The sequence below is a fragment of the Dyadobacter ginsengisoli DSM 21015 genome, from assembly GCF_059568735.1.
Window position 1 is genome coordinate 374,623 of the sequence record NZ_JCANTY010000001.1, and the last position, 18,978, is coordinate 393,600.

Genomic DNA, 18,978 nt, shown 5'->3' on the forward strand with positions numbered 1-18,978 from the left:
TGGAAAACAATGGTTTCAGTTGATCAAAGCATAGAAAAAATGAGAAGCAAAACATATAAATACCTGTGCGCCATGATGCTGGCGTGTTCACTGGGGCTGATGTCCTGCGAGGATGTGCTGGACAAAAAGAATTTGTCGGCCATCACAGAAAAAGATGTCTGGACCGACCCCGCGCTTGCAACGGCTTTTGTGAACAACATTTATCTGTCCGTGCCGTCGTGGGACGTGACAGTAGCCGACGCGACCGATGAGGCTTCGCGAAGTAATAGCTGGATTTCGGGTACGACGACCATCGACAACGTCATCGAAGGTGGCAGACCAGGCTATTGGCCCTATGCCGATATCCGCAAAATGAACTTGTTTCTGCAAGAGATCGATAAGCCGGCCAGTACCGTTGATCAGGCCACAAAAACGGCTCTCAAAGGTCAGGTACGGTTTATCCGGGCTTTTGTTTACTTCGAGATGGTCAAAAGATATGGTGGCGTGCCGCTGGTAACAGCCCCGCAGGAAAGGGAGGACGATCTGCTGGTGTCGCGTAATCCGACCAAGGAATGCTTCGAGTTTATCGTTTCGGAGCTGAATACAGCGGCAAATGAATTACCTGAATCGTACGCTGCCGCGGACCTGGGGAGGGTAACCAAGGGCGCTGCATTAGCCATGAAGGGCAGGGTGCTGCTCTTTCGTGCCAGCCCGCAGTTCAATCCGTCGAACAATGCCGCTGCATGGCAGGCTGCTTACGATGCAAACAAGGAGGCTGTTACTTACCTGAACGGGCGTGGCGCCGGCTTGGTGGATACTTACAGCAATGCCGCATTGTTCCTGTCGGAAATGAACAAAGAGGTGGTGTTCGCGATCCGTTACCTGAATCCTGGCGGACGCACCCAGAACAGGGACGCGGCGGTCAGGCCGATCGATTTCACCGCCAATGCTACCGGCGGTTGCCATCCTACCCAGGAACTCGTGGATGCATTTCCCCTGAAAAACGGCAAAAAGACGACCTGGAACGACGCGCAGTATGCAGGCGACGTGACCAAAAGCTGGCAAAACCGCGATAACCGTTTCTACGCCACGGTCGTGTACAATGGTGCGTCCTATCTGGGCAGAACGATGGAGCTGAATGCGGATGCATCTGGAAACGGCTATTCTTATGGGAAGCAGAACGGGACACTGACTGGATACTATTCCAGAAAAGCGATTGACGAAGCGCTTGATATCACCAATTCGCAGATTTCGGGAACGGACTACATCGATATGCGGTATGCCGAGGTGCTGATGAACTATGCTGAGGCGGCCATGGAACTGAATAAGTTGGCGGAAGCATTTGACGTCCTGAAACAGATCCGTAAGCGCGCAGGCATTAACGAAACTACGCCGGGAGATCCCGCACTGGCGGGCAAACTATATGGGCTGAACCCTTCCATGAGCCAGGCTGAAATGCGTCAGGCCATTCAGGATGAGCGATATGTGGAATTTGCATTTGAGCAGAAACGGCTGTGGGATTTGCGGAGATGGAGATTAATGCATACCAAAATGACGGGCAAGGACAAACGTCACGCGATGATCCTGAATAAAGATGCTTCGAAGCCCGGGGGTTTTACATATACGCTCTACGACAGGGATAACTCGCCGATGATTTACAATGAAAACATGTACTTTCTGCCGTTAAGTACAGCCACTATCCAGGGGAATGCGAAGTTGAAGCAAACCAAAGGTTGGGGGGATGGTACTTTCGATCCGCTGGAAGGCATGTAAACCACTGCGGTGTTTCGTCCGTTACGGAGCACCGCACCCTTTTTATCATCCATTTTTGACAGAATTATGAGAGGATTTTTTGCAGGGATTCTCCTTTGCATTGCCACCACCGCATTGGCACAGGAGATTGTCATTCAGAACGACCAGATCCGACGCATCCTTTCCTACGATGGGCAGGTATGGAGAACCACGCGGTTTGCGGATGCCTCCGGCCGTATCGAACTGGCTACCCAAAGCGAAGAGTTTCATATTTTACCGCTTGACGCAAGAGAGGGGTTCTCGGTTTCCGACTTCATCGCCGATGGGAAGCCGGTCAGTTCCCGTTCTGCGGACACCAGTTTTTTGAAAATAACCTATCGCCCTAAACCAGCGGTGAGCGGGAAACCGGCCGTGCCCCGGAAATTGGAAGTCATCTATTTCGCTGTGAAAGGACAGCAGCACATCCGTAAAGGGTTGTCGCTGGAATTTCAGACAGCCGCGACGATTGATCGTCTGGAAGTGGAGCGTTTTACCGTGGGCAAGCCAGCCTCGGGGGGAGGCAGGGGAGAGCCCGTAATGATCGACAACCGGTGGTTTACAGGGCTGGAATACCCGGCCGGTTATAGCCGCCATACCAACGGAAATACGCCTGCTGACTATGCGCGGCATTATGAGAAAGTAGGCAATTACAGTTTTATCGACCTGGACGGAAGAGATATCGAACCCGCCGGAACGAAGGGGATGATCAGGCTCATGCATTTTCCGGGCTATGCGGCTCCGGCAGATTCGGGACGATTCACAGTACGCAGCAAGACAGCCGTTTGCGGCTTTGCCAGGGCTGGATCTTCGGCAAACCGGGCATTCATGGAATATCTGGCAACGGTCTGGAAGGCCCCCAGGTCATTTCTGCATTACAATAACTGGTTCGAACCCAAAGCGAAAGATCTCAGCGGCAATGCCCTGGTCGATATCTATAGGGAGTTCACGGCAGCAACCGAACCATATGGCGTAAAACTCGATGCAATGGTGGTGGACAATGGCTGGCAGGATACGAAATCGGTTTGGCGGCCGCTGCCGAAGTTTTTTCCCAATGGCTGGACGGACGTCAAGGCGCTCACCAAGAAACTTAAAAATGAAGGTACCGACTTCGGGTTCTGGCTGTCGCTCAACGGTTACGTCAATGATATTAGCTGGGGAGTCAAAAACGGCTATCGCGAAGCCATTCCTAACCCATATTTCAAGCAGTTTGGTCGTTATTACAGCCTGTCATCCCCAAAGTACAAGCAGGAACTGCTGCGCCAGGTACCTTTTATCGTGAAGGAAACAGGAGCTGTTTATTACAAGCACGATTTCAACCAGCTGAGTGATACCGGCGAAGACAATGGACATCCTGCCACGGACCGGCACGGGCATGAGGCAAACCTGGATGCGGCGATCGAGGTACTGCTCGCAACCAGAAAGGTGAAACCGGATATTTTGCAAAATCTCACGAACTGGGTCTGGTTCTCGCCATGGTGGCTCATGTACAGCGACTATCTGTGGATGCTTGCCGGCGATGACGGGACCAACGGAAACTGGCCCGAGATTTCGACGCGCGCCATGGGCTCGACCGACCGTGATACGTTCATATGGCGTATGTGGGGAAATCCGGCGGACCGGCCGCTGGTTCCGATTTCCCGTTTAATGACCCACGGAATTATCAAAAGCTCTAATGGAAGAATGGAAAGCCGCGAAGATGATTTGCAGGACTGGCTGGAATATGTGTTGATGCATTACGGTCGGGGTACTTTGCCTAAAGAGTGGTACATCACACCTTCTGCGTTGAAACCCGACGAATGGAAAGCGCTTTGCACGGTTGATAACTGGGCGAAAGAAAACCGGGCGATGCTCAATAATACGGTTTACGTCGGCGGACGGCCCGACGAAGGCAATGCGTACGGCTATATCGGATGGCACCAGGAAAATGGCATACTGGTGGCCCGTAATCCGGGTGCCGATGCACAAAAGCTCGTGATCCCTTTCGATGAGCAGACCGGCTTTGTGCAGAAAGCCGGGGAAAGCTATTCGGCCCTGGTTCTTTTTCCCTATCGCGATGCCTACCCGGCTACTTTCAGATCGGGTGGAAAAATAGAAATCGAACTACCCGGTTATGCCACGATGGCCTTCTCATTCCAAAAGGGAAAACCGGGGCCGTCAGTAAAACCGGCCGGTAAAATTTTATGGAACAGTCTGGCGACATCAACGAACAAGGCGCAAACCATGCTGACAGTGCCCGGTGATACCGGTGGACGTTGTGATCTGTTGCTGATTGGTTATCCAAAGATTCCGGCGATTCAAATAGATGGAGCACCGGCTTTACCGCGGCGGGTTGCGAAGGCCAGTCTCAACAAATTTGCGAGTTATGCCAAAGCGGGGATGGTGAGCGAGAAGGCCCGGGATTGGAATATGCAGGCATTTGACCTGAGCCCCTATAAAGGCAGACGTATTACCATTTCCTATGATCAAAAGGAAGGTTTCGAAAGCCATATACTGGTCGAACGGACGGTTAAGCTGGCGCCTTCCCGCCCGACGGGCAAAAATTTGCTTTGGCCCATTACCAATGACACACGGAGGGAAACCGTGCGGCTTTATGGTGTCAAGTGACTATTATTGAATGTATTAGCAGATATATCAGTCCATTATTCCTAAACACCTTATCTTGTTTCGTCCGCAGGGACACGAATAGCTCATTACCAATCTGATTTAAATATGAAGTACCTTTTTTTAGCAGTCAGCCTGATCAGTTCTATTGCCCGGAGCCAAACCACCGCCGACTGGCTCGTCAAACCGGAATCCGCGAAAGCGCGCATCGGGCATTCTCAGGATGGCAGGGACATTGTGATGTCCAACGGCCTCGTGAAGAGAGTGTTCCGGCTCAAACCTGACCTAGCCTGTATCGAGTACAAAAACCTGACTACCGGACAACAGCTCCTGCGTGCCGTAAAACCGGAGGCCAGAGTGGTGCTCAACGGCACGGCCTACAATGTGGGAGGTTTGTACGGACAAACCGAAAACGCCTATTTGCTGCCGCAATGGCTTGATAAGATGAAAGTATCGGACAGCGCGTTTCACTACATAGATTTCAAAATCACTCCGATTGAACCTTATCTGAATTGGAAAACGGAGATGTGGGCCGGAACCAAAAAGAATGCTTCCGGTAATGAAGTTACTTTTCGGTTCCGGTCGTCGCTTCCTGCGCTCTCGGGCCTCGAAGTAGCAGTACATTATGCCATTTTTGATGGTATTCCGCTGATCTCCAAATGGGTAACGATCGGGAATCAGGGCAAGGCGGACGTGGTGGTGGACCAGGTAGTGAATGAAATCCTGGCCGTGACCGAAGAAGAGAGTGCCGTAGTGGGAAAGCCGGAAGAAATGGCCAAACCCAATGGCTTATACGTTGAAAACAATTTTGCATTCAACAATGCGATGCGCTACCCGCTGAGTAACCAGGCGACGCATTGGAAGGTTGATAAAAGCTATACGTCACAGGTGAATTATGATTACCAGACTCCCTGCCTCCTGGAAGTTCATCCGAAGATCAACATGGGCTTCCGTTTGAAAGCGGGCGCAAACCTGGAATCGATCCGGACCTACGAGCTTCTGATGGATAGCTATGACCGCGAGCGAAAAGGAATGACGATCCGGAAAATGTACCGGACCATCGCCCCCTGGACAACGGTCAACCCGATCTTCATGCATTTGGTAAGCAAAAATGACGAGCAGGTCCGTACAGCCATTGATCAATGCGCGGCAACGGGCTATGAGGCGTTGATCCTGAGTTTCGGCAGCCACTGCAATATGGAAGACATCAGCCCCGAAAACCTTTCGAAATGGAAACAGCTGGCTGATTATGCGCATAGCAAAAAGGTGCTGATCGGCAGCTACTCGCTTTTCAGTTCCAGGAAGATCAGTGATGAAGATGATGTGATCAATCCCAAAACAGGGAGGCCCGGCGGAGCTTTTTTTGGCAATGCGCCATGTTTGGGCAGTAAATGGGGGTTGGCGTATCTTGAAAAACTGAAAAAATTCATGACCTACACCGGGTTTAACATTTTTGAGAACGACGGGCCTTATCCGGGAGATGTCTGCGCATCGACATCGCATCCCGGCCACGAAGGACTGGCCGATTCGCAGTGGAGACAAATGGCGCTGCAAAAAGACCTGTATCACTGGTGCAATGAAAACGGAGTTTATGTAAACGCGCCCGACTGGTATTTCCTGGATGGAACCAATAAGATCGCCCTGGGTTACCGGGAAGTTAATTTTTCGCTCCCGCGCGAGCAGCAGAAAATACTGAACAGACAAAACATTTACGATGCCACCTGGAATGAAACGCCTGCTATGGTCTGGGGATTTGTACCGCTGACCAAGTACCAGGGTGGTGGGCCGGAAGCCGTTCTGGAACCATTGTCGGAGCATCTGGACGCTTACGAACAACTGATGATGCAATACTATGGAGCCGGCGTGCAGGCATGCTACCGCGGGCCGCGGTTGTACGACACCGAGGAGACCAGGCTCGCCGTCAGCCGGGTGATCAGCTGGTATAAGAAATACAGGGACATCCTTAACTCCGATATCATCCATTTGCGCCGTGCCGATGGGCGGGATTGGGACGGGATCATGCACGTGAACCCGGCGTTGCCCCAGAAAGGACTGGTCATGCTTTACAATCCGACCAGCGAAAATGTGGTCAGGAACATTAAACTGCCACTTTATTATACGGGAAATCATCAGTCTGTAAAGATCAGAGTGAAAGAAGGCGCTGCCCGGACATGCAAGGTCGACCGGAACTATGAGGTCGACTATCAGGTAGAGATTCCGGCGGAAGGATACACGTGGCTCGTGGTGGAATAAAGCGTAACTGGGAAGCGGGCAGGTGAGGAGGCCGCATTAGCGGAGCGAGACCTGCCCGCTTCAGAGTATAAATGTTCCGGGAGTATACTTCCATGTTGTGATCACGTAAAATCTATGTCGGCCAGACTTCCGTGGAAGTTTTTATCGACAACGGTTTGTACCCCTGCTCCATGGAAAGAAAGCCGGTTGCGAACTCCCGGGAAGACCTCCTTTTCTGGGGTAATCGCATTGAAGTCAGCAATCAGGAGCTGTATACGGCAAAGTCCGTCTGGAAATGATCCGCGGGTCCCGCTTTGTAAGCGCGCGAGATAAGAAACACCTGGACTACTTTCTTTTGTGAAAACTGCACCATGTAGCTGGTCCAAGTTGGCAATAATTTCGCTTTGCGATATCGCAAAAGATCATTAGAAACCAATATCATGAAAAAGGCGGTTTTTTATCATGCAGGATGTCCTGTTTGTATCAGTGCGGAACAAGACGTGCTGAATCTGATCCCCGGGGAACTGGTAGAAGTGGTGCATTTGGGTGAAGCGCATGCAAGGCTTGCCGACGCTGAAAAGGCGGGGGTGAAATCGGTACCTGCGCTCGTAACACCCAACGGAAATGTGTTACATATCAATTTCGGTGCTTCGATCGAAGACCTGAAATAAGCGATTCGGCAAGCCCGGATACCGGGCTTGCCGAATATCATGCGAGTGGTATAGCAGGAGGAGGCACATGCCGGACTTTACCGGATCAATTTCCCGTTGACCTGCACTTTCGAAAGCGTAAAGCCATCGACGACAGCTTTGTCAAATGCCGCATTTTTTGCATTGATATCCAGGTTTTCGAATGAGAACCTGGATAATTTATCATATTTGCCCGGGCTGACATCAAAGAAGACCTCGCATTTCAACCGGATATTTTTGAGCGTGATATGGTCGCAATAGGAAAGCGGCACATCCTTTCTGCCTTTCAGATCGAAAAACTGTGTCCAGGGTTTCACATAAATCAAACTATACGCGTTACCATCCACATTTTCAACACTGACGAACTCGTATTTCTGAGGTGTATCCGGTCGCATTTTCAGCCAGAGCACCCTCATGGCGTTTTCAATATGGCAGTCGCGCATCACGATGTTACGGTTATGGATGGCCTCGCTTCCGCAGGTGAGCGCAGCATGGCAGAACCCGAAGACGCAATCTTCGATGATGACATTGGTATTACCGCCATTACCGGGATCGGTATCGGCGTAGGGCCCTTTACCTCCTTTCAATGCAATGGCATCGTCGTTTACCGCGAGGTAGCAGCCTTTGATCAGCACGTTGCTGCACACGTCCAGGTCGATGGCGTCTGTGCTCGGTGCCTTGACCGGCTCATGCGGAGCGGTGATCCTGACATTCAGAATCTTAATATTATTGCACTGATAATAGTGGCTCGTCCAGAAACCCGAGTTCTGTAGGCGCACGTCCTGGACCTGCACATGGTTGCTTTTCCAGATGAATACCAGTCGGGGGCGGGACACTTCGAGGTTGGTGCAATTGGGGTTTTCCTTTCTTCTCTGCCAGAACGCCTTCCAATAATTCAGTCCATTGCCGTCAATGGTCCCTTCGCCTGAAATGGTAAAGCCGTTTACACCATATGCATTCACCAATGCAGGAAAATAATCGAGAGTTTGCCCTTCCATGCGGGACGGCATGATCGGGTAATCGGCAATGTTGTCAGATCCCTTCAGTACCGCACCTTTGGACATATACAAATGGGTATTGGGTTTGAAAAACAAAGCACCGCTCAGAAATGTACCTTTTGGAATCACGATAACCCCGCCGCCCTGCGCGTGCGCCTCATCGATGATTTTTTGAATAGCGGCTGTTTGTACCACGCTGCTGTCCGTCGACGCACCGTGACTGGTGATCACGAATTGCTTTCCCAAACTGGATATATTGACTTTTGAACTGTCTGAAAACCAGTCTGGTATTTTTGTCCCGTCCGGGAAGTCAACTGATTTACCCTCCTGGGCAAGCGCAGCAAAAGAAAGACAGACGAAATACAGCAGCAGCAGGCAGGATTTAGGCATGGCAAAAAAGACCGTTGATTAATGCGGCGACAATTTGCAACTATTTTTAATTTAATGCGCATTGAAAAAACCTGCAAGATCGTCGTGGCAGATTTTCAGCTGTAACCTGCCGGTAACAAATAGCCGTGTACGTAACGGGCTGCCCGGAGGCGGGGCATTCAGATTGCGTTGGCCAAAACCCAAACCAGTACGTTGACGACATAACCGAATTTGGCACGCAGCACCCGCAGGCATTTGCTGATGTGGAATTCGACGGTCTTTTCGGAAAGATCGAGCATTTGGGCGATTTCGCGGTTGGGGACGCCGCTCCGGCTCAATTCAAAAACGTGCTTGCTCTTTTCGGGAAGGCTGGCGAGCTCACGGGTGTAAATTTCCTGAACTTCTTTCACCGACAGCCATTCCTGCACCAGATTTGCCGACTGCGAGGTGAGTGTTTCCACATCGAGCTCATGCAGCGGGATAGTGTGCCGGCCGAGTTGTTTCCGGTAATAGGAAATAATGCGGTTTTTGAGCCCTGTAAAAAGGTAAAGATTGAACGCCTTCTCAATGTGGATGGCAGCTCTTTGCAGCCATAGATGTACAAAAAGGTCTTGAACCAGATCTTCCGATATTTCGCTGTTTCCGGTTTTTCTGAGGGCCAATGCGTAGAGCTTTGGCGCAAAGCGGCGATGCAGCTCCGCAAAGGCCAATGCGTCGTCGGAAACCCTCGTAAGCCGCCATAATTCCAGATCTTCGCTATCCCGGTAAGCTTTGTCCATGTAGTCCCCGCATCAACTTTGTTCAAAATTAAGAAGGATTCGCATAGTATTAGTCATAAAATTTCTTCAAAATTCACTAGGGATGTTCCGCTGCCGTGCGTCTTGTAGTTAAGGAATTGACTAAAAAGGTTATCACAAACAGGCAATGGGTAATAAAAACATCTCACCGGAACTGTTGAAGCGTTACGTAGAGGGCAATTGCACCCCCGAAGAGATTTTTCTGGTAGACGAGTGGTATGCTTCCCTGGGCGCCGGTGAAGCGACAGAGGAGGTATTCGACCAGCCCCGCCATTTGAAAAAGGTTAGGGAGCAGATCCGGTTGACTTCGGATGAGGTGATAGAAGAACGGGCTCTCCGGCCGTCACTCACCCGTATTTTCCTGCGTTATGCCGCTGCGGCTATATTTTTGCTGGTAGCCGGATTGGGCACGTACTATTATGTATCCCGGAAGCAAACGGGTTTCACTGCCGGCCCGGGCCGGATTGCCGTCCGGAACCAGACTTTGCAGGTAGAGAAGCACGTTTTTCCGGACGGCAGCATGGCCTGGCTGAATCCGGGAGCGGAAATCGCTTACAGCAAAGGCGACTTTAAGGCCGATTCCAGAGAGGTGACCTTACATGGCGAGGCGTTTTTTGAAGTCACGCACGATGCGTCCAGGCCATTTTTCGTCCATAGCGAAAGTGTGCTAGTGAAAGTACTCGGGACGAGCTTCAATGTGAGAGCGAACCGTGGAGCTGCGCAGTACGAAGTAGCGGTCGTGACGGGCAAGGTTTCCGTTACAGCCGAAGAGGGCCGTGAAGTAACGCTGCTTCCGCAGCAGCAGGCTATTTACAAAGTAGCGTCCCGTGAGCTCACCAGCGAAGCAGCACCGGTATTGTCCGATAAGGCTCCTTTGTGGCAGCCCGTTTCGCTCACATTCAAAGATGCAAAGCTTGGGGAGGTAGTAGAACGCCTGGAAGAAAAATTCGATGTGAAAATCAGTCTTGCTAACCCGGATCTTGCCAATTGCCGGGTCAAAGCGACATTCGATCAGAACCGGCTTGCCGAAATACTGGAAATGACGATGCAGATCGTCGAAGCGGATTACAAAATGGAAGATGACGCGATCGTGATCAGCGGGCCCGGATGTGCGGCGGAATGAGCCCGGCCCGGAAGAGCGTATGCAATACCCAGATTAACTACTTAATCCATTTCTTTATGATGACACGCAGACACCAGAATTAACCTTTTCCTTCAAAAAAAATCAGGAGTGATGGAAGCACTCCTGACGCTGAACGAAGTCTTGATGTGAACATCACTTGCCGGTGATGAAAGGCTTCTTATTGTTCATACTTAACTATTTCAAACTTATGTGTTTTTTTCTAAAAAGCAAGACGGCATACCATATTATGCGGTTATCGATTTTACAACTCTTTCTGATCGGAATGGTAGCTGCGGCGGGCTATGCGCGTAGCTCCAACGCCCAGGATCTGCTTGCCCGGAACGTAAGCATCCAGGTGGAAAATATTTCGCTCGGGAGCGCATTGGATAGGCTGGAAGACCTGGCGAGGGTACGATTCGCTTACAGCCGCAGTATTATACCGATACGGACCAGGGTGAGCCTCACAGCCTCCAACGAGCCGCTTTCCGTGGTGCTGGACCGGCTATTGTCACCACTGCTGATTGATTATCAGGCCGGCGACGGCCAGATCATACTCAAACGAAGTCGAAAGGTTTCTTTTTCCGGCGACCCCCTCACACCTGGTTCGGCGCGCCCGACGACCGTGGCCGAACCGACGGATATTACCCTGTCGGGGACGGTGACGGACGACAAAGGCGAGAAGCTCCCGGGCGTGAGCGTCGTGCTGAAAGGTTCCCAGCGCGGCACGGTGACCAACGAAGAAGGCAGTTTTACACTCGATATTCCCGAGCAAAATGCTCCGTCGGGTGCAGCCGTGCTGACATTTTCATTCGTCGGATACCTGTCACAGGAAGTGACTGTGGGAAATCAGGCGGTACTTAACGTCTCGCTCAAAGTGGATTCGAAATCGCTGGACGAAGTTGTGGTGGTGGGATACGGCACGCAGTCCAGGAAAAATGTAACGGGCTCCGTGGCGACAGTACAGGGTTCGGAAATTGCCCGCAGCCCGCAGCCTAATGTTTCCAATTCATTTGCAGGTCGTCTGCCGGGCCTGATCGCCAACAACCGCTCAGGAGAGCCGGGGTCGGATGGGTCGAGCATTCTCATCCGGGGACGTGCCACCACCGGTAACAGCAGCCCGCTGATCGTGATCGACGGCATCGCCAATGCCATCGGCGGTCTCGATCGCCTCAATCCGAACGATATCGAAAGTGTATCCGTGCTCAAAGATGCCTCAGCCGCCATTTACGGGGCACAGGCAGCGAACGGCGTTATCCTGATCACCACCAGAAAGGGGCTTTCGGGAAAGGCAAAGTTTGAATATTCTTTCAACCAGGGATTTGTACAGCCTACCAGGCTGCCGCAGTTTGTGGATGCGCCTACGTACGCGGGTATCCTCAATACGATCGATTACTACCGCAATCCCGGCAGCGGTATGAACCAGCGGTATAGCAATGAGGAAATAGAAAAATTCAGGAACGGGTCCGATCCGGTCAACTACCCCAATACCAACTGGGTGAAAGAATTGATGAAGCCGGTAGCGCCTCAAAATCAGCACAATCTGTCGGTTTCCGGCGGCACCGACAAGATCAACTATTTCGTGTCGGCCGGGACGCTCTATCAGGATGGGCTATACCGCGACGGCGTCAATAAATACCGGCAATACAGCATCCGGTCGAATGTAAATGTGACCGTCAACGACAAACTAAGCTTTGGCGTACAGCTGGCTACGCGAAGGGAAAACCGCAGTTATATCGCAGGATTCGGTGCCAGCAACGTATTTGAGTTTTTGTACAGAACCTACCCAACCCTGCCTGCACGCTATCCCGATGGGCGCCTGGGTGCAGGGGTGGAGCAGGGCAAGAACCCTATTGCGATGGCGACGCTTGCCGGCACAAACAACAGTCCGACGACCGTCTCCAATGGTATTCTGAGGGCCAGCTACAAACTGCCGGTCGAAGGCCTGTCAGTGGACGGGTTCTTCTCGGCGGACCAGAGCTTCGCCTTTACCAAGGAAATGAAGACCAACTGGATTGTTTATCAATACAATAAAACATCTCAGCAATACACCTCGGTGCTCGGTGGCCCGGCAGCCGCGCAAATGTATGAGAGCCAGACCAACCGGGCATTGCTGACGGGTAATGTCAAGCTGAACTACGTGAAGAATTTTGGCGATCATGCATTTTCATCTTTCATTGCCTACGAGCAAAGCCGGGAAACGCAGGAGTTTTTCAGCGCCTCAAGGAACAATTTCATCACTACTCAATTACCCGACCTCAGCCAGGGCGGTGCACAACCGGTGGACTACGGAAATAGCGGCAGCAGTTACAGGACTTCGCGCCGAAACGTTTTCGGACGGTTGAACTACAATTACCTGGGCAGATACCTGGCCGAGGTCCAGTTGCGTTACGACGGGTCGTCGGTATTCCCGCCGGGCAAACGCTACGGTTTTTTCCCCGGAGTGTCATTAGGATGGCGGGTATCCCAGGAGCCCTGGTTCCAGACCGGTAATGTGATCAACGACTTGAAGCTAAGGGTTTCTTATGGTGAGCTCGGTAATGACCGCGTCAATCCCAACCAGTTCCGGGATAACTTCCAGGTCAGGAACGGTGCGTTTTCCACGGGTAACAATGCCACCAATGTGCCGTTGATCCAATATTCCCTGCTGGCCAACCCCGGCATTACCTGGGAGGTGGCTAAAAAATACAATGCGGGTATCAACTCGACTTTCTTCAAGAAGCTCACTTTTGACCTGGACCTGTTTTTCGAAAACAGGACGAATATTCTCGCCAGCCGCAACGTAAGCATCCCGGCTGTGACCGGCATCAGCAGCGCACAGATTCCCAAAGAGAATATCGCGGAGGTGCACAACAGGGGTGTTGAAACCCAGATCCAATACACAGGCAGCCACAACGGCCTCACCTATTCCATGGGCGGTAACTTTGCATTTGCCAAAAGCAAGGTCGTGTTTGTAGACGAGGCACTCAATACGCTGGACTACCAGCGCGCAACAGGGATGCCGCTCGGATCCGACCTCGGAAATCCCAATGCCGACCTGATGTACCGGGCGATGGATGTTTTCAAATCGCAACAGGAAGTGGATGGCTACCCGCACGTATCGGGCGCACAGCCGGGAGATCTTAAATACGAGGATTACAACGGAGATGGAAAGATCGACGCAGCGGATCGAATCCGGTCGGAGTTCAGCAATGTACCGCAGGTGACCTATGGTGTGAACCTGGGTGGAGGCTGGAAAAACCTCAGTCTGAATATCCTGTTGCAGGGACAGGCGCGGGTAGCACAATATGTGGTGGTGGAAGCCGGGGAGTTCAGCAGCGTGATGCAGTCGAGAGCGGAAGATGCGTGGAGCCCGACCAATCTGAACGGTTCTTCACCAAGGATCGATTCCCGCACGGGTACAGGCGTGAACGGCAGCTACAAAAACACTTTCTGGTTTCAGAATACCGCGTTTTTGCGCCTGAAAAATGTAGAGCTCGCCTATAATGTACCGGCGCGCCTGGTTTCCAGGATCGGGCTGGGTGGCCTGCGGATCTACACCAACGGGTTCAATCTCCTGACATTTACTAAAGTGAAGGATTTCGATCCGGAAGGGGATAATGGCAATGCTTTCTTTTATCCGCAGCAGAAAATCTACAACCTGGGCCTGAACGTGACATTTTAAACTGAAAATAACATGAGATTTCATAAACTGACTATACTTTTTTTTACAGGGCTTTCGGCAATCTTCAGTGCCTGCGACGATGCGTTCCTGGATACCAAACCGACCGACATTATTTCCGACCAGGCTATCTGGGCCGACTCCGCACTTGCCGATGCGTATGTGGTAGGCCGTTATGTGGGCGTGCAGCTCTCGACGGAGAGCGATAAACCCGGTTTCGGGCGGGGATTTGAAGATGCCTGGATGAGCTCGGTGACGGACGAGTCGATCTGTAACTTTGATAATGACACCTACTTTGTACAGCAGGGTAATGCTGCGCCGGACCGTACCGGCTGGATTTCCAACACCTGGACGAGAAGTTACCGAAGCATCCGTGAGTGCAATTATGGCCTTGCTAACCTCGACAAGGTGCCGATGAGCGAATCGGGCAAGCGCAGGCTCAAAGCCGAACTGCGGTTCATCCGGGCTTACCGCTATCACGACCTGATCCGTAACTTCGGAGGCATTCCGGTAATAGGCGACAAAGTTTACACTTTGGAAGACCGCGACTACACAGAACTGTACCAGCGGAGATCGATTGATGAGAGTCTGGCCTATGCCGTCGCCGAGCTGGACGCGGCGGCAGCTGGCCTGGCCGGAACGACCGTGGTGCCGGGACGAGGCTCAGAGTATGCCGCATTGGCTTTGAAAGCGCGCTTGTTGCTCTATGCGGCCAGCCCGTTGTACAGTAACGACCAGAACGATCCCGCCAAATGGCAGAAGGCTGCCGACGCGGCCAAAGTAGTGATGGACAAAAATGTATTCTCGCTCTACGCCGACTATCGCAAGCTTTTTATCACGAACAATACGCAGGAAGACATCTTTATCCGCCTGTACTCACCCACGAATGAGCACACGAACCTGGAACTCGTGAACGGCCCGAATGGCTACGGCGGCTGGGCAGGGAATACGCCGATGCAGAACCTCGTGGACGATTATGAAATGATGGATGGCACGAAGATCACCGATCCGGCATCGGGTTATAATCCTAAGGATCCTTACAAAAACCGCGATCCGCGCCTGACGATGAGCATTCTCTACAATGGCGCGTCCTACCGGGAGCGGAAGGTGGAAACGTTTGTACCCGGAGGTCAGGACAGTAAAGACGGGAACGAAAACTGGAATACCACCAAGACAGGTTATTATGTATACAAATTCATTAATGACCAAAGCCCGATCCGTAATGCCAATCAGACGGCTACTCAGCCCTGGAAATACATCCGCTATGGCGAAATCCTGCTAAACTACGCCGAAGCCCGGAATGAAGCTGCCGGCCCGGATGCATCCGTATACGAGGCCGTGAATACGCTCCGCAAGCGTGCCGGAATGCCCGATCTTCCCAAGGGTTTAACACAAACCGCGATGCGCGACCGCATACGCAACGAGCGCCGGGTGGAGCTGGCTTTTGAGGAACACCGTTTCTTCGACGTCCGTCGCTGGAAAATCGCCAATGTGACCGAAAACATCCCTGCTTATGGTGTCAGGCCGGAAAAGAAACCGGACGGCTCCATCGAGTACGTCAGGATCGTCGCTTTGGACGGCCGCAAATTTCAGGAGAAAAACTACTGGCAGCCCATTCCGCAAAGCGAGATCCAGGCATCGGGCGGCGCATTGCAACAAAACAAGGGTTATTGATCCCGGATTTAAAAACAAAAAATTAACCTGTAATCACTGCTTATGAAAAAGATATTATCAGGGCGGCAACGTGCGGGCCGCGTATGGACCTTATTGAGTTTTTTCTTGTTTCTATTGGGACAAAACAATGCCTGGGCACAGAGTTACGAGGCGGAAGCCGGTGTGCTTTCCAACGGGGCCGATATTCAGGGGTGTGGTGGTTGCTCGGGTGGCAGCCAGGTTGGTAATCTGGGCAACGGCGCAGTGGTGATCCCCGTGACGGTAGCTACGGCAGGAACCTACAATCTGACGATTTCTTATAGTACCGGCGATCCGCGGACGATCAATGTGACCCCGAACGGCGGTAATTACATCGCTGTTTCCTGCCCCGCATCAGGCGGCTGGTCGACTGTCGCTACCACTACCGCCAGCATTGTGCTGAATGCGGGCAGCAACAGCATCCGGCTGGATAACCCCAATGGCTACGGGCCGAATATCGACAAGATCGCCTTTGATCCCGCCAATACGCCGAATGTTCAGACGATTGGTTTTGGCACCAACAGCCGCATCGAGTATGATCTGAATAACGGCCATTACACGGTTTACTTCAACAATAGCAAGGTTATTGGCGAAGCTTCCGCAACAGCCCATTCCGACCAGGTGTACAACAGCAAGCAGGGGTACACCAGCCGCACGTATGCATCGTCGCCGGTTACGGACGGCTTCGGTTCGGGGACCAGACACGTGATTACGATGTCGGGGAGCGGGTTGCTGGGCATGCAGCAGGTATTTTACACCTACCCGGGGAAAGATTATTTCTTTACAGAGCTCGTTCTCACAGGCAATGGCTCCAACTGTTACAAAATGACGCCGCTGGTGTCGAATGACGTGGATATCCATTCCAATACCGACCGGCGCGCATTGTTCGTACCATTCGACAACGATGCTTGGATCCGCTATGATGCCAAGGAAATCCGCCATGCCAATTTTTTTAGTTCAGAAACAGCTGCTATTTACGATAATGCAACCCGGAAAGGGCTGGTGATCGGCTCGGTGGAGCATTCCGTATGGAAAACAGGAGTGAACCTTGTGGGTGAGGGAAGGGGAGCTACTTCTTACCTCGCCGTCGTGGCCGGGTGGACGCAGGAAGGCGTTACCCGCGATAAACGGGGCCATGGGTGGGTGTCGGTTGGACAAACGAACTGCCGCTCACCGAAGATCATGGTGGGCTACGGTACCGACTGGCGTAACAATTTTGACGAGTATGGTAAAGCCAACGCCATTGCCGAACCGCGCTATATTTTTAACTGGACGGCGGGCACGCCATTGGGCTGGAACAGCTGGGGCGCAATCCAGTCGGCGATCAATCTCCCGAAAGCCAAATCGGTTGTCGATTTCTTTTCCACGGGCGTACCGGATTTCAGGAACAGCGACAGTACTTTGTACATCGATCTGGATTCCTATTGGGATAATATGTCGGGGGGAGGCCTTAACGGAAACTTCAATGAGCTGACCGAATTCGCCAACTATTGCAAAAGCAAGGGCTTTAAACCCGGCATTTACTGGGCACCTTTTGTAGACTGGGGCAAGTTTGACAGGCAAATGGAAGGCAGCAGTTATAATTACCAGGACGCCTGGACCAAAGCCAATGGCAGCCCGGTAGAACTGGACGGGGCCTATGCGCTTGATCCCACGCACCCGGGTACGAAGGCCAGGCTTCAGATGGTGATCGGGAAATTTATCGCCTGCGGGTTTGAAATGATCAAGATTGATTTTCTTGGCCATGCGGCCCTGGAAGCCGACAGCTATTACGACAACACCATCCACACCGGCATGGAGGCTTACCGCAAGGGAATGGAGTACCTGACCGATCAGCTGGACGGAAAAATGCTCGTTTATGCCGCCATTTCGCCCAGCCTTGCTACCGGGCGTTATGCCCACATGCGCAGGATCGCGTGCGATGCCTACAAGGATATCAGCGAAACGGCCTACACATTGAACAGCACCAGTTATGGCTGGTGGCAACAGCACATTTACAATTACCTGGATGGCGACCACCTCGTTTTCGGTGCCGAAACTGCCGGTGAAAACCGCGCGAGACTTGCCTCGGGCATTGTGACGGGGACATGGATTACCGGGGACGATTTTTCGACGGCCGGCGCATGGACGACCACTTCGCAAACGCTCCTTCAAAATGAGGACTTGCTGACGCTGGCTGTCGAAGGTAAAGTATTCATACCCGTCGAGGGAAATACCGGTAATCAGGCCAATGAGGTCTTTGTCAAAAACATAGGGAATAAATACTATCTGGCCATTTTCAATTACGGCGGGTCTGCCAAAAACTTCGCCGTCGACCTGGCACGCGCCGGCCTGAGCGGAACGGATGTTTATGCTACCAAAGAATTGTTCAGCGGAGCCCAGAACCTCCGGCAAATGGCCGCGAATGCGCAGGGCACCTTTTCCATCACCGTCCCTGCATCGGATGCCGTTATTGTGGAATTCAATAATACGACCTTACCCGTGACGCTGATCAGCTTCACTGCCGGAAAATCCAATACCGGCACATTGCTGCAATGGAACACCGCTGACGAAAGCGATAACAAGGAGTTTGTCATCGAGCGGAGCACCGATGGGCGCGTATTCAAACCCATTGGTAAAGTAGACGGGGCAGGCGATTCGGCCAGGGAAAGATCGTATTCCTTTCACGATCTCAATCCGGTATACCAGGCGGTGAACTACTACCGACTGAAACAGGTGGATTTTGACGGCAAGTCGGAAAATTCACGCATCAGGCAGGTCGACTACCGGAAGGCCGACGACAGCAAATCGAAGATCAATATTTACCCCAATCCCGGAACCGATGAACTGCACATCGAACTCGGGGAAAACTTGCGCGGAAAGGTTATGGTGCGGCTGGTGGATATGAATGGCAAATGCATGCTGTCCGGAAGTTATGCCAATCCGTCGGAAGTGATTTCTGTTCCCGGCATTCGCCCGCTGCGTGCCGGTACCTATGTGGTGGAAGTCGAATCCGCGGGTGGAGTAATTTCGGGTGCGAAGTTTAACAAGTATTAAAAAGGGAGGGGCT

11 protein-coding genes are annotated in these 18,978 nt (G+C 52.1%); 8 read left to right on the forward strand and 3 right to left on the reverse strand.

Going from position 1 to position 18,978, the window contains the following annotated elements; translation table 11 throughout:
- Positions 1-39 precede the first annotated feature (39 nt).
- From BP71_RS01215 to BP71_RS01225, 3 genes are all read left to right on the forward strand, one after another.
- The gene (locus tag BP71_RS01215) at positions 40-1,752 is read left to right on the forward strand and encodes a RagB/SusD family nutrient uptake outer membrane protein (protein WP_496375744.1); all 1,713 of its coding nucleotides are present in this window, start codon (positions 40-42) and stop codon (positions 1,750-1,752) included.
- Between the two features lie 66 nt (positions 1,753-1,818).
- Positions 1,819-4,374 carry an alpha-galactosidase gene (locus BP71_RS01220; RefSeq protein WP_496375746.1) on the forward strand — a complete coding sequence of 852 codons (2,556 nt, stop codon included), beginning with the start codon at positions 1,819-1,821 and terminating at the stop codon, positions 4,372-4,374.
- Positions 4,375-4,479: 105 nt separating this feature from the next.
- On the forward strand, positions 4,480-6,624 hold the full coding sequence (locus tag BP71_RS01225; protein ID WP_496375748.1) for an alpha-galactosidase: 2,145 nt from the start codon (positions 4,480-4,482) through the stop codon (positions 6,622-6,624).
- A gap of 101 nt (positions 6,625-6,725) precedes the next feature.
- Here the strand turns inward: BP71_RS01225 and BP71_RS01230 are convergent, their stop codons facing one another.
- Complete coding sequence (locus BP71_RS01230) at positions 6,726-6,989, reverse strand: hypothetical protein (protein ID WP_496375750.1); 264 nt, start codon at positions 6,987-6,989, stop codon at positions 6,726-6,728.
- Between the two features lie 54 nt (positions 6,990-7,043).
- On the opposite strand from BP71_RS01230, the gene BP71_RS01235 reads away from it, so the two are divergent.
- Complete coding sequence (locus tag BP71_RS01235; RefSeq protein WP_496375752.1) at positions 7,044-7,274, forward strand: thioredoxin family protein; 231 nt, start codon at positions 7,044-7,046, stop codon at positions 7,272-7,274.
- 77 nt (positions 7,275-7,351) lie between these two features.
- Here BP71_RS01235 and BP71_RS01240 read toward each other — a convergent pair whose 3' ends face one another.
- Positions 7,352-8,680, reverse strand: a complete 1,329-nt coding sequence (locus tag BP71_RS01240) for a rhamnogalacturonidase (protein WP_496375754.1) — start codon at positions 8,678-8,680, stop codon at positions 7,352-7,354.
- 158 nt (positions 8,681-8,838) lie between these two features.
- The gene (locus BP71_RS01245; RefSeq protein ID WP_496375756.1) at positions 8,839-9,438 is read right to left on the reverse strand and encodes a sigma-70 family RNA polymerase sigma factor; all 600 of its coding nucleotides are present in this window, start codon (positions 9,436-9,438) and stop codon (positions 8,839-8,841) included.
- Between the two features lie 145 nt (positions 9,439-9,583).
- Between BP71_RS01245 and BP71_RS01250 the strand changes: the two genes are divergently transcribed.
- The 4 genes from BP71_RS01250 to BP71_RS01265 all read left to right on the forward strand — a co-directional run bounded on the left by BP71_RS01250 (position 9,584) and on the right by BP71_RS01265 (position 18,965).
- Positions 9,584-10,579 (forward strand): FecR family protein, encoded by a 996-nt coding sequence (locus BP71_RS01250; protein ID WP_496375758.1) that lies wholly within the window; start codon positions 9,584-9,586, stop codon positions 10,577-10,579.
- Between the two features lie 247 nt (positions 10,580-10,826).
- Entirely contained in the window at positions 10,827-14,240 is a 3,414-nt protein-coding gene (locus BP71_RS01255; RefSeq protein WP_496375760.1) for a SusC/RagA family TonB-linked outer membrane protein, read from the forward strand.
- 12 nt (positions 14,241-14,252) lie between these two features.
- Complete coding sequence (locus BP71_RS01260) at positions 14,253-15,911, forward strand: RagB/SusD family nutrient uptake outer membrane protein (RefSeq protein WP_496375762.1); 1,659 nt, start codon at positions 14,253-14,255, stop codon at positions 15,909-15,911.
- Between the two features lie 42 nt (positions 15,912-15,953).
- Positions 15,954-18,965 carry a T9SS type A sorting domain-containing protein gene (locus BP71_RS01265; RefSeq protein ID WP_496375764.1) on the forward strand — a complete coding sequence of 1,004 codons (3,012 nt, stop codon included), beginning with the start codon at positions 15,954-15,956 and terminating at the stop codon, positions 18,963-18,965.
- The last annotated feature ends 13 nt before the right edge of the window (positions 18,966-18,978 follow it).